This window comes from Novosphingobium sp. Sphag1I (assembly GCF_056279125.1).
The window spans coordinates 1-13172 of record NZ_JBWBQS010000035.1 but is presented as its reverse complement, the minus strand read 5'-3'; the positions used below and the strand labels follow the sequence as shown (position 1 = coordinate 13172).

Below are 13172 nucleotides of genomic sequence, written 5' to 3'. Positions count from 1 at the left end.
ACCTTTGAACACCCTTTTCTCCCACAATCCCATCACGTTGCGCACAGCCATATAGGAATACCGCAAATTTTGCGACAGAACCCGCATGGGGGGCATGGGGGGCATGGGGGGGCGGTTCCTTGTGGTTGCGCCTTTCAAACTAGCCGTTGATGCGAAGGTTTCAATCCACGCCGTGCAAGGTTAACGTGGCCAGCGCGGCCAGCATCAACGTGGCGGCGGCAAAAGCCATGGTCCACACCGGCGCGCCGGGGAAAAACGCCTCCATGATCGTGTGCATGACCGTGGCCACCAGCAATTGCGGCACCACCACAAACACATTGAACAGACCCATCGACACGCCCAGCTTGGATTGCGGCAGGCTGGAGGCCAGCATCGCATAGGGCATGGCCAGGATCGAGGCCCAGGCAAGGCCGATGGCCACCTCGGACAGCATCAGCCAGGCCGGATCGCGCAGCACCAGATAGGAGCCAAATCCCGCCGCCCCCGCCATCAGGCTGACCGCATGGGTGCGCGCCTTGCCGATGCGCCGGGCAAGCCACGGCAGCACGATGAGCGCGGCAGGCGCGGCCACGCCATTATAGATCGAGAACAGGCGCCCGACATAATTGGCCGCCGCCTGATAGGCCGGGCTGGCCGGATCGGTGGTGCCGAAATGATATTGGGCAACGATGGGCGTGGTATAGATCCACATGATGAACAGCGCCGACCAACTGAAAAACTGCACCAGCGCGAGGCGCTTCATCAGCGGCGGCATACCGGCAAAATCGCCCACCACGCTGGAGAGCATCGACGTGCGCCCCGCGCGCGCCAGCAGGATGGCCGCGATCAGCGCCGCGCCATAGGCTGCCAGCAGACCGGCCAGCAGATAAAGCTCCTTCGCTAGTGCCCAATGCGCCACGCAGACCGCCAGCGCGCCGCCCGCACCGATCCACGGCAAGGCTCCCAACGGCGAGCGCGCCGCCAGCGCAAGGTCGGGGCCGGTTTCAGGGGCGGGCGCCTCGCCGAAAGCCTCCATCTGCGCGGGCGAATATTCCCGCGTGTTCAGCACCGTCCACAAGACCGCCGCCAGCAGGATCGCCCCGCCCGCCCAGAAGCTATAGCGCACCGTATCGGGGATCTGCCCCTGCGGCGCGACATTGGCCACGCCCAGCGCGTCGAGCAGCGAGGGGAACAGCGAACCCACCACCGCCCCCGCGCCGATAAAGGCGGTCTGTACCGCATAGCCCGCCGTATGCTGGCGCTTGTCCAGCATATCGCCGACAAAGGCGCGGAACGGTTCCATCGCCACATTCAGACTGGCGTCAAGCAGCCAGAGCAGCATCGCCGCGCCCAGCAGCGCCCCTTGGAGCGGCATGACTAGCAAGGCGAGGCAAGCCAGCACTGCCCCCGCCAGAAAATAGGGCCGCCGCCGCCCCAGCCGCCCCAGCCACGTCCGGTCCGACAGATGCCCGATCACCGGCTGGACTAGCAGACCCGTTAAAGGCGCGGCAATCCACAGCGCGGGCAGATCGTCGATCGAGGAACCAAGCGACTGGAAAACCCGGCTCATATTCGCATTTTGCAGGGCAAAGCCGATCTGGATGCCGAAAAAGCCAAAGCTGACATTACACAGCCCGGCCCAGCCAAGTTTGGGCTTGCCCGACATGATTTCCCCTTCCGCGTGGTGGTCTGTTTCTTGCGCCCGGCCTTGCATGGACGGGCGCGCGGGGCAATCACGTATACGAATACCTTATGCTCGGTTGGCAAATCGCCTGCGTCATTTGCCCGGTGCCGCTCACCCCCCGCAGCTTTTGCGCCGTACCAGCCGCGTGGGCAAAACGGGCGAGGGCAGGGGGCGGTCCTCGATTTGGGCCAGCAGCGTTTCGATCAGCAAAATGCCCGCTGATTTCAAATCCTGCATCATCGTGGTCAGCGACGGGTTGGTCATGCCTGCGGCGGGAATATCGTCAAAACCCATCAGCGCCACATCGCCCGGCACTGACAGGCCCGCCTCGGAGAGCGCGCGCATCGCGCCGATGGCGATCAGGTCCGACCCGGCAAAGATCGCATCGAAGCGCACGCCCTGCGCAATCAGCGCGCGCGCGGCCAGATAGCCCGATTCCTCGGTGGTCAGCGCGCCGATCTGCAAATCCGGGTTCACGCTCAGGCCTGCCTGCGCCAATGCCGCCTGAAGCCCATGATAACGGTCGGAAAATTCGGGATAATGCTCATCTGCCTGGCCCAGAAAGGCGATGTCGCGGCGGCCCTGTGCGATCAGATGCGCCCCCGCCATTTGGCCTGCGCCGAAATTGTCGCTGCCCACGGTCGCGCCGATATTGTCGGGCCGCACCGAGCCCCAGCGCACAAAGCGCGTGCCCTGTGCCACCAGCCCCGTCAGGCGCTGTTCGTATTGCGTGTAATCGCCATAGCCCAGCAGGATCAGCCCGTCCGCGCGGTGGCTGTCCTGATAGCGGGTATGCCAGTCGTCCTCCATTTTCTGAAACGAAATCAACAGGTCGAACCCGCGATTGGCGCATTGCCGGGTGATCGAGCCGAGCATCGCCAGAAAGAAGGGATTGATCCGCGAGTCATCCTCGCTGGGCTCTTCAAAAAACAGCAGCGCAATCGTGTTGGCCCGCTGCGAACGCAGCGAGGAGGCGTTTTTGTCGACCGTATAGTTCAACTCGCGGGCAATCGCCTCGATCCGCGCGCGCGTCTCGGCGCTGACCGATCGCGACCCGCGCAGCGCCCGGCTGACCGTGGGCTGGGACACGCCGGCGCGATAGGCGATGTCAAAACTGGTGGGCCTGTTCGACCGTTTTTGCCCCATGATTGCGCGCCCTCCTGACCGGCTCTTGCGTGGCCTTAGAGCATCATTAGCCGATTGCGCATAAAGTGGGTATACGTATGCCATCTTTTGTTCACGGCCATCTGCGCTGTAAACGTCCTCCACGTTGACCGGAACCAAGGGGCAGGGGTGCCCTATGCCGGGACGAAGCCGGCGCGCATGGACCGTGTGTCATCCATGCGCAGCCGGTGTGATCAGGAGAGGAATATCATGAGCTTCCGCAGCTTCAAGGCGGGGCGCCTTGGTGCGTCCGCCGCATGCATCGCCGTGTCTGCCTTCATTTTCCCGGCTCTGGCCATGGCCCAGCAGGCCGCGCCCGAAACGGCGGCCACCGATCAGGGCATCGTGGTCACCGGCATTCGCGCCTCGCTCGATGCCTCGGCCTCGCTCAAGCGCCGTTCGCCGGTGATCGTGGAATCCATTTCGGCCGAAGACATCGGCAAATTGCCCGACGTTTCGATTGCGGACTCGCTGGCCCGTCTGCCCGGCGTCACGGCCCAGCGTCTGGAAGGGCGCGACCAGCGCCTCTCGATCCGCGGCCTTGGCCCCGATTTTGGCACCACGCTGCTCAACGGGCGCGAACAGGTCACCGTGGGCGACAATCGCGGCGTGGAATATGACCAGTATCCGTCCGAATTCTTCAAGAATGTCGTGGTGTACAAGTCCGCCAACGCCGGGCTGATCGCGGCGGGCGTGTCGGGCACGGTGGACCTGCGCATGCTGCGTCCGCTGGCCCAGAAGGACCGCATCATCGCGCTTCAGGTGCGCGGCCAGATGAACGGCATCAAGGCGCTCAACCCGGATTCGGACAACAAGGGCTTCCGCGCCTCGGCCGCCTATGTCGACAAGTTCGCCGACGACAAGTGGGGCATCGCCATCGGCCTGTCGGCCACGCACGCCCCTTCGCAGAACGAACGCTATAACGCATGGGGTTTCCCCAATGAGGCGGCGGCGGGCGGCGCGCTGTTCCTTGGCGGGGCCAAGCCCTATGTCCAGTCGAACATGCTCAAGCGCTATGGCGGCGTGGTGACGGTCGAATGGGCGCCCAGCGACAATTTTCATTCCACGCTCGACCTGCTCTATTCCAAGTTCAAGGAAACCCAGCACCTGCGCGGCATCGAATTCCCGATTGCCCCGGCATGGGGCTCGGGCGCGACGATCCAGCCGGGCTATACCACCACCAACGGTCTGGTCACCAATGCCACGCTGACCGGCGTGCATGCGGTGCAGCGCAATGACCTGAACGAGCGTTCGGCGGACAATTTCTCGGCCGGGTGGAACGGCGTTTGGACCGTGGCCGAGGACACGCACATCACCCTTGATGCCAGCTACAGCACGGCCAAGCGCACCGACTTCCTGCTCGAAACCTATACCGGCACCGGATACAATTCGGCGGGCGCCTCCGACACGCTCAAGATCAGCGCCAATCCCAACGGCACTTTCTCGATCAGCCCCACGCTGGATTATTCGAACACCGGCCTGTTCGGCATCACCGACCCGCGCGGCTGGGGCTATAACGGCACGACCGCCGTGGTGCAGGCGGGCTTTTTGAACAAGCCCAATTTCAAAGACGACCTGTTGGCCCTGCGTGCCAGCATGGACGGCAAATTCGGCGGCAATAACGTCATTTCCGGCTGGGAAGTGGGCGTGAATTATTCGCGCCGCAAGAAGGTGTCGAACTTCCTCTCCTACTTCCTCTGCCCCAAGGGCGCGGGCACCAACTGCACCGTGTCGAGCGGCACCACCACCTTTGCCCCGGTGCCCAATGCGGCGGTGCTCGGCTCGGTGGCGCTGGATTATCTGGGCGTGCCCAAGATGCTCGCGCTCGATCCGATGTATCTGTATAACAACAGCTTTAACGCCGCCTATGACAATCGCCCCGTCTCGCTGGTGCGCGACAATTCGGTGACCGAAAATGTCATCACCGGCTATGCCATGCTCAAGCTGGACGGCGATGTGGCGGGCAAGCGCCTGACGGGCAGCATCGGCGCGCAGGTGGTGCATACCAACCAGAGCTCGGACGGTTCGATCTCGAACTTCTCGAACGGGACTGTCTCGCTCTATCCGGCCACGGGCGGCGCGAAATACACCAATTTCCTGCCCAGCCTGAACCTGTCGATGGAAATGACGCCTTCGATGTTCGTGAAATTCTCGGCCTCGCATACGATGGTGCGCGCTCGCCTTGACCAGTTGCGCGTCAATCAGGAGTTCAACATCGATCCCACCCGTCTGGGTTCGACCACGCCGGGCCAATCGGTGTTCAGCTCGACCGGCGGCAATGCCCAGCTTCGCCCCTATCACTCGACCAACATCGACCTTTCGCTCGAACGCTATTTCCGCAAGGGCGGCTATGTCTCGGTGGCGGGCTATTACAAGAAGCTGACCCAGTTCGTCGATCCGTCGAACAATTTCATCTATGACTTCTCCTCTGCGCTCAGCAGTCTGACGCCCGCCCAGCGCGCGGCGGTGGGCACCACGCTTGGCACGGTCAATGCGCCCGCCAACACCGGCCATGGCGATGTCAAGGGTGTGGAAGGCACGCTCTCGCTGCCCTTCTCGCTGCTGAGCCCCAAGCTCGACGGTTTCGGCTTTTACGGCAGCCTGTCCTATACCGACAGCACGATCTATCTGGCCAGCAATCCGGGCCAGGCGATCACGCTGCCGGGCCTGTCGGATTGGGTGCAGAACGCGGCGCTTTATTATGAAAAGCACGGGTTCCAGGCGCGCGTGAACTATCGCTTCCGCTCGACCTTCCTGGCCGAAGTGGCGGGCCTCTCGGCCAATCCCACCTATCGTCAGGCCAAGGCCGAAGCGATTGTGGACGCCCAGATCGGTTATGAGTTCCAGCCCGGCTCGAAGCTCTACGGCCTCTCGGTCATGCTTCAGGCCAAGAACCTGACCGACCGCCCCTTTATCACCTATCAGAACAATGATGTGCGCCAGCTGATCGACTATCAGCGCTATGGCCGCGACTATTACCTGAGCGTCAGCTACAAGTTCTGATCGCTACAGGACGCGGGCGGGGCGTCATGCTCCGCCCGTCTTTTGCAAGAATATAATAACGGGAATTGCGGGATGAGCCAAAGGCCACAACAGCGCATCGTCATCGTGGGCGGCGGCACGGCAGGCTGGATGACGGCCGCGGCGCTGGGCCATTTTCTCGACGGCGGCTTTGCGGTCGAACTGGTGGAAAGCGACGCGATCGGCACGATCGGCGTGGGCGAGGCCACCATCCCGCACATCAACGTGTTCAACAAGGCGCTGGGCATTGATGAAAAGGCCTTCATGCGTGCCACGCAGGCGACCTATAAACTGGGCATCGCGTTTGACGGCTGGCTGCATCCGGGCCACAGCTATATCCATGCCTTTGGCGATGTGGGCCGCGATGTGGGCCTTTGCGCGTTTCAGCATTTCTGGTCGCGGGGCATGCGGCTGGGCTTTGCGCAAGAAACGGGCGCCTATACGCTCAACAGCATCGCCGCGCGGGCCGGGCGGATGCATGACGGCGCGCCGATCACCGCCCAGACCGTGCCGACCATGCCCCATGCTTTCCATTTCGACGCGGGGCTCTATGCCGCCTTTCTGCGCGCCCATGCCGAGGCGCGGGGTGTCAAACGCACAGAAGGGACGATCATCGAGGTTTGCCGCGATGGGCTGACCGGCGATGTCGCGATGCTGCGCCTTGCCGATGGGCGCGATGTGGCGGGCGATCTGTTCATCGACTGCTCGGGCCAGCGGGGCCTGTTGATCGGCGAGGCGCTGGGCGGGGCCTATGAGGACTGGCGTCATTGGCTACCCTGCGACCGCGCGATGGCGGTGCAAAGCCCGCGTTTGGTCGATCTGGTGCCTTATACGCGCGCCATCGCCCATCCGGTGGGCTGGCAATGGCGCATCCCCTTGCAGCACCGCACCGGCAATGGTCGGGTTTATTGCAGCGATTTCATTTCCGACGATGCCGTGCATGACGAATTGATCAGCAGCCTTGAAGGCGGCGCGATCACCGCGCCCCGCCCGATCCGTTTCACCACCGGCCGCCGCCGCGAGGCGTGGAAGGCCAATGTCATCGCCATCGGCCTGTCCTCGGGCTTTCTCGAACCGCTGGAATCGACCTCGATCCATCTCATCCAGACCGGCATTGCGCGCCTGCTCAAATTCCTGCCCGGCGGGCCGGTGGCACAGGTCACGCGCGATGCCTTCAACGCCCAGTTCGCCTTTGAAATGGAGCGCATCCGCGACTTCATCATCTTGCATTACTGGGCCAACCGGCGCGAGGAGCCCTTCTGGCAGGCCTGCCGCGCGGCGCCCTTGCCCGACAGCCTGCGCGCCAGGATCGACCTCTTTGCCGCCTCGGGACAGATTTTCCGCGAGGGCGAGGAATTGTTCAGCGAGGTGGGCTGGTTTCAGGTGATGGCCGCACAGGGCATCATCCCGGTCAGCAGCCATGCCATGGCCGAGGCCATATCGGAGGCGGATTTGCGCGAATATCTCGAACTCATTGCGGCGCTTTATACCAGAGAGGCGGGGCACTATGCTTCCCACGCCGACTATATCGCCCGCCATTGCGCCGCCCCCATGGCGCAACAGGTGATGGCATGAGGCGCGCGCTGGATCTGGCTCTGGCCGCGCTGGCGGCGTCCGCCGCGCAAGGGGCGCCGCTCTCCGACCTGCGCGCCCGCCCGCCCGAACAGGACGTGATCTATTTCGTCCTGCCCGACCGTTTCGCCAATGGCGATCCGGCCAATGACACCGGCGGCATCGCGGGCGACCGTCTGACCCATGGTTTCGATCCGGCCGACAAGGGCTTCTATCATGGCGGCGACCTCAAAGGGCTGATTGAAAAGCTCGATTACATTCAGGGGCTGGGCGCCAGTGCGATCTGGGTCGGGCCGATTTTCAAGAACAAGCCGGTGCAAGGGGGCAAGGGCCAGGAAAGCGCGGGCTATCACGGCTATTGGATCACCGATTTCCTGCATGTCGACCCGCATTTCGGGACCGACGCGGATTTCGCCGCCTTGGTGGGCGCGGCCCATGCGCGGGGGATGAAGGTCTATATGGACATCATCGTCAACCACACCGCCGATGTCATCCAATACCGGGAGGCGAGCAATACCGCCGCGCCCTATCGTTCCAGGGCCGACTATCCCTTTTCGCGCCGGGGCGGGGTTGCGGGCGCGCCGATCAATGCCGGGTTTGCGGGCGATGACGATGCGCGCGCCGCCAATTGGGCGCATATGACCGATCCGGCCTTTGCCTATACGCCCTATGTCCCGGCGGGCGAGGAAAAGGCGAAGAACCCGGCCTGGCTCAACAATCCCATCTGGTATCACAATCGCGGCGACACCGACTGGAAGGGTGAGAGCGCGCAATATGGCGATTTCGTCGGGCTGGACGATCTGGCCACGGAAAACCCGCGTGTGGTCAAAGGGTTCATCGAGATTTACGGGAGCTGGATCGACCGTTTCGGCATTGACGGCTATCGCATCGACACGGCCAAGCATGTGAACCCGCAATTCTGGCGCGCCTTTGTGCCCGCCATGCAGGCGCGGGCGCGTTTGCGCGGCATCCCCAATTTCCACATCTTTGGTGAGGTGGCGACCGGCGATTATGATCCGGCGCTGCTGGCCGGATGGGTGCATCGCGCGGGGCTGCCGGCGGTGCTGGACTTTGCGTTCATGCGCGCGGCCACCGATGCGGCCAGCGGCAAGACCGGCACGCAGGAACTGGCCCGCATGGTGGATGATGATGCGCTCTATGGACCAAAGGGGGCGCTGCGCCTGCCCACCTTCCTTGGCAATCATGACAATGGCCGCTTTGCCATGACCCTGCGCGAGGCCAAGCCGGGGATCGGGGCGCAGGAATGGCTGGCGCGCGATCTGCTGGGCCATGCCATGCTGCTGACGCTGCGCGGCGCGCCCACGATCTATTATGGCGACGAACAGGGCTTTGCCGGGCGCGGGGGCGACCAATCCTCGCGGCAGGACATGTTTGCCAGCAAGGTGGTCGAATATAATCAGGACGCGCTGGTCGGCACATCTTCGACCACCGCCAACGCCAACTTCACGCCCTCCCATCCGCTCTATCAGGCCATCGCCCGGCTGTCGCAGATCCGCCGCGCCACGCCCGCGCTGTGGGGCGGGCGGACGATCCTGCGCGCCTCGGGCGAGGGGCCGGGCCTGTTTGCCGTCTCGCGCCTTGATCCCACAACCGGGGCCGAGGTGCTGCTGGCCTTCAACACATCGGACCAACCCGTCACCGCGCAGGTGGCCATCGAGAGCGCCACCCGGCGCTTTAAAACCTTGTCCGGCCCATGCCCCGCCGCGCCCGCCGCGCCGGGCAGCGCGACGATCCGGCTGCCCGCCTTTGGCTATGCCATCTGCGCGGCCACTCAATAAGGACCCCGACAATGCCCCCTTTGCAAGACCCATGGTGGCGCGGCGCCACCATCTATCAGATCTATCCGCGCAGCTTTGCCGACAGCAACGGCGATGGCATCGGCGATCTGCCGGGCATTACCGCTCATCTCGATCATATCGCCTCGCTGGGCGTCGACGCCATCTGGATCAGCCCGTTCTTCACCAGCCCGATGGCTGATTTCGGCTATGATGTGGCCGATTACCGCGATGTCGATCCCATTTTCGGCACGCTGGCCGATTTCGATGCCTTGGTGGCGCGGGCGCATGGGCTGGGCCTGAAAGTCATGATCGACATGGTCTTTGCCCATACCAGCGATGCCCATCCATGGTTTGCGCAAAGCCGGGCCAACAAGGCCAACCCCTATGCCGACTGGTATGTCTGGCGCGATGCGAACCCTGACGGCACGCCGCCCAACAATTGGCAATCGGTGTTTGGCGGCCCGGCATGGACATGGGACGCGCGCCGCCAGCAATATTACATGCACCAGTTCCTGAAAGAACAACCGCAGTTGAACGGCCATAATCCAGCGGTGCAGGAGGCGTGCCTTGATGTGCTGCGCTTCTGGCTGGATCGCGGCGTGGACGGGTTCCGGCTCGATGCGCTCAACCATGCGATGTTCGACCCCGGCTTTGCCGACAATCCGCCGGCGCCGGGCCTTTCTGAGGAAGAGGGGGGCAAGCCCCGCACCCGGCCCTATGATTTTCAGGCCAAGGTCAACAGCATGAACCACCCCGATGTGGTCGGCTTTGTCGAACGCATCGCGGCGGTGTGCCATGCGGCGGGGGCGACCTTTACCGTGGCCGAAATCGGCGGCGATGATGCCGATCCGTTGATGAAGGCCTATACGGCGGGCGAAGGGCGGCTTTCGAGCGCCTACAGCTTTGATTTCCTTTATGCCGAGCGCCTGACCGCCGATCTGGTGGCGCGCACGCAGGCGCAGTGGAATGGCACGCCCGACGCCGATGGCCGCGCGCAGGGCTGGCCAAGCTGGGCCTTTGAAAACCACGATGCGCCGCGCCATGTCTCGCGCTGGGTGGGCGCGGAGCATCGCGATGCCTATGCCCGGATGACCATGGCGCTGCTGATGGCGCTGCGCGGCAATGCGTTTCTGTATCAAGGGCAGGAATTGGGCCTGACGCAGGATGATATCCCGTTCCACCTGCTGCAAGATCCCGAGGCCATTGCCAACTGGCCGCTGACCTTGAGCCGCGACGGCGTGCGCACGCCGATGCCGTGGAATGTGCAGGACGAGCAGGGCGGCTTTACCAAGGGCGCGCCGTGGCTGCCGCTCTCGCCCGCCAACATTGCGCGCGCGGTGGACCGGCAGGAGGCCGATCCGCAGAGCCAGTTGGCCATCACCCGCCAAATCATCGCCCTGCGCCGCGCGCATCGGGCGCTGGCGGTCGGCGCGATGGAGGGGCTGCGCGCCGATGGCGATCTGCTCACCTTCACCCGCCGTGAGGGGGGCGAGGCGATGGCCTGCGCCTTCAACCTTGGCGGCAAAACCATCGCCCATGATGCGCGCGAGGGCGAGATCATCTTGGCGCTGAACGGCGCGGATGCGGGGCATTTGCCGCCCTATGCCGCCCGCTTCGTCCTCCTTGCCTAAAACCCCTTTTTCCCCGGAGACGACCTATATGCCCCGCTCGTTTGCTCCCCTTGCCGCCTTTTTGCTGACCGCCACCTCTGCCTATGCCCAGACCGCGCCCGCCAGCTATTCGGCAACCTCGCCCGATGGCACCATCGCCATTGCCGTCACCACCGACAGCGACCAGCGCGTGCGCTATGCCATCACCCGGCGGGGCAAGGCGCTGATCGCGCCATCGCTGATGGGCTTTATCCTGACCGATGGTATCAATATGGTGCGCGGGTGGACCATCACCGGCGCCGACACCGCCAAGGGCGATGACACATGGGAGCAACCTTGGGGCGAGCGCCGCTATGTGCGCGACCATTACAATGAGCTTACCCTCCACCTGCGCCAGTCCAAGGAGCAGGGCGAACGGCTGATGGACGTGCGTTTCCGCATTTTCGACAATGGCGTGGGCTTTCGTTATGAAATGCCCAAGCAGGCCGCGATGACGACGATGCACATCGCCGATGAAGTGACCGAATTCGACATTGCGCCGCGCGGCACCGCTTGGTGGATCCCCGGCGGCGAATGGAACCGCTATGAACAGGTCTATCAAAAGACCCCGATTGATGGCGTCTCCACCGCGCATACGCCGATCACCATGCGGCTTGACGATGGCACGCATCTGTCCTTCCACGAGGCGGCGCTGGTCGATTATTCGGCCATGTGGTTCAAGCGCGCCGATGGGCAGAAATTCCGCACCACCCTCGCGCCTTCGGGGCAAGGGGCGCGGGTGGTGCGCGATCTGCCGTTCAACACGCCTTGGCGCGCGATCCGCATTGCCGATGATGCGGCGGGGCTGGTGGAAAACGACCTTGAGCTGAACCTCAATGAACCCAACAAGATCGGCGATGTAAGCTGGTTCAAGCCGCAAAAATATATCGGCATCTGGTGGGGCATGATCCGGGGCGACTGGACATGGGCCGAAGGGCCAAAGCACGGCGCCACCACGCAGCGCGCCAAGCAATATATCGACTTTGCCGCCAAAAACGGTTTTTCCAGCGTGTTGATCGAGGGTTGGGACAAGGGCTGGAACGGCAATTGGTTGGGCACGGGGGGCGATTTCAGCTTTACCAAGTCCGCCGATGGTTTCGATCTGGAGGCCGTCACCGCCTATGGCCACAAGAAGGGCGTGAACATCATCGGCCACCACGAAACGGGCGGCAATATCGCCAATTACGAGGCCCAGCTTGAGGACGCGATGAAGCTGTACAACCGCCTCGGCGTGCCGGCGGTCAAGACCGGCTATGTGGCGGACGCGGGCGGCATTCAGGCGCCTTGCGGAAGTAATCCGACCAAGATCTGCATGGAATATCACGATGGCCAGCGTCAGGTGCAGCATCACCTGCGCGTGGTGCAGACGGCGGCCCAATATCACATTGCCGTCAACGCGCATGAGCCGGTCAAGGACACCGGCCTGCGCCGCACCTATCCCAACTGGATCGCGCGGGAAGGCGCGCGCGGCATGGAATATAATGCATGGGGCGCCTTCGCCAATGGCCCCAGCCACGAGCCGACGCTGGTTTACACCCGCATGCTGTCCGGCCCGATGGATTTCACGCCGGGCATTCTCAGCCTTGAGGGGGCGAACCATGCGCCGCTCGCCTCCACTCTGGCCAAACAACTCGGCCTTTATCTGGCGCTCTACTCCCCTATCCAGATGGCGGCCGATTTCATCGAGAGCCTTGAAGCCCACCCGCGCGAACTGGCCTTCATCCGTCAGGTCCCCGCCGATTGGGCGCAGAGCCATCTGATCGCAGGGGCAGTGGGCGAATATGCGATCTTTGCCCGTCAGGATCGCAACAGCCCCGACTGGTATGTCGGCGGGGTCAATGATGCTACGGCGCGCGATGTGGACCTGAAACTCGACTTCCTCGACGCGGGCAAGACCTATACCGCCACGATCTACAAGGACGGCGAGGGCGCGACCTATCTGACCGAGGCGCGGCACAGGATCGCCTACGAAACCCGCAAGGTGGCCAAGGGCGATGTGATCAAGCTGTGGCTGGCGCCGGGCGGGGGCGGGGCAATTCGTCTCACCCCCGCTAAATAACCGGCGTTCCGGTTGACGCGGGCGCGCCACGGGATAGGGAAGGGCGATGAGCCAAAAACCCTGTCCCAACTGGGTCAGCTGGGCCATCGGGCGCATTGATCCGGATTATACCCGCAGCGCCGATACCCATCTGATCCCGGTGCCGCTGCCGGTTCTGTCGCAAAGATTGGGGCCGGCCGAAAAGCGCTCTTTGACATGTTGAATTATGCGGCGAGGGCTTCGAACTGCTGGGCGACGGACCTATT

General features: G+C 63.6%; 8 protein-coding genes. 6 read left to right on the top strand and 2 right to left on the bottom strand.

Annotated elements, in window-relative coordinates; all coding sequences use genetic code 11:
• Nucleotides 1-160 precede the first annotated feature (160 nt).
• Together ACZ9HU_RS22140 and ACZ9HU_RS22135 are read right to left on the bottom strand one after the other, a co-directional pair.
• Entirely contained in the window at nucleotides 161-1645 is a 1485-nt protein-coding gene (locus ACZ9HU_RS22140; RefSeq protein WP_476108049.1) for an MFS transporter, read from the bottom strand.
• Nucleotides 1646-1774: 129 nt separating this feature from the next.
• The gene (locus ACZ9HU_RS22135; protein WP_476108048.1) at nucleotides 1775-2809 is read right to left on the bottom strand and encodes a LacI family DNA-binding transcriptional regulator; all 1035 of its coding nucleotides are present in this window, start codon (nucleotides 2807-2809) and stop codon (nucleotides 1775-1777) included.
• Between the two features lie 228 nt (nucleotides 2810-3037).
• Between ACZ9HU_RS22135 and ACZ9HU_RS22130 the strand changes: the two genes are divergently transcribed.
• The 6 genes from ACZ9HU_RS22130 (at nucleotide 3038) to ACZ9HU_RS22105 (ending at nucleotide 13129) form a co-directional block, all read left to right on the top strand.
• A complete protein-coding gene (locus tag ACZ9HU_RS22130; RefSeq protein WP_476108047.1) occupies nucleotides 3038-5830 on the top strand; it encodes a TonB-dependent receptor in 2793 nt (930 codons plus the stop codon).
• Between the two features lie 72 nt (nucleotides 5831-5902).
• Nucleotides 5903-7423, top strand: coding sequence for a tryptophan halogenase family protein (locus tag ACZ9HU_RS22125; RefSeq protein ID WP_476108046.1), 1521 nt, complete (start codon nucleotides 5903-5905; stop codon nucleotides 7421-7423).
• Nucleotides 7420-9219 (top strand): alpha-amylase family glycosyl hydrolase, encoded by a 1800-nt coding sequence (locus ACZ9HU_RS22120; protein ID WP_476108045.1) that lies wholly within the window; start codon nucleotides 7420-7422, stop codon nucleotides 9217-9219. The genes ACZ9HU_RS22125 and ACZ9HU_RS22120 overlap by 4 nt, the downstream gene beginning before the upstream one ends.
• 11 nt (nucleotides 9220-9230) lie before the next feature.
• Nucleotides 9231-10850 (top strand): alpha-amylase family glycosyl hydrolase, encoded by a 1620-nt coding sequence (locus ACZ9HU_RS22115; protein ID WP_476108044.1) that lies wholly within the window; start codon nucleotides 9231-9233, stop codon nucleotides 10848-10850.
• Between the two features lie 28 nt (nucleotides 10851-10878).
• Complete coding sequence (locus ACZ9HU_RS22110) at nucleotides 10879-12927, top strand: glycoside hydrolase family 97 protein (RefSeq protein WP_476108043.1); 2049 nt, start codon at nucleotides 10879-10881, stop codon at nucleotides 12925-12927.
• A gap of 46 nt (nucleotides 12928-12973) precedes the next feature.
• The gene (locus ACZ9HU_RS22105) at nucleotides 12974-13129 is read left to right on the top strand and encodes a hypothetical protein (RefSeq protein WP_476108042.1); all 156 of its coding nucleotides are present in this window, start codon (nucleotides 12974-12976) and stop codon (nucleotides 13127-13129) included.
• The last annotated feature ends 43 nt before the right edge of the window (nucleotides 13130-13172 follow it).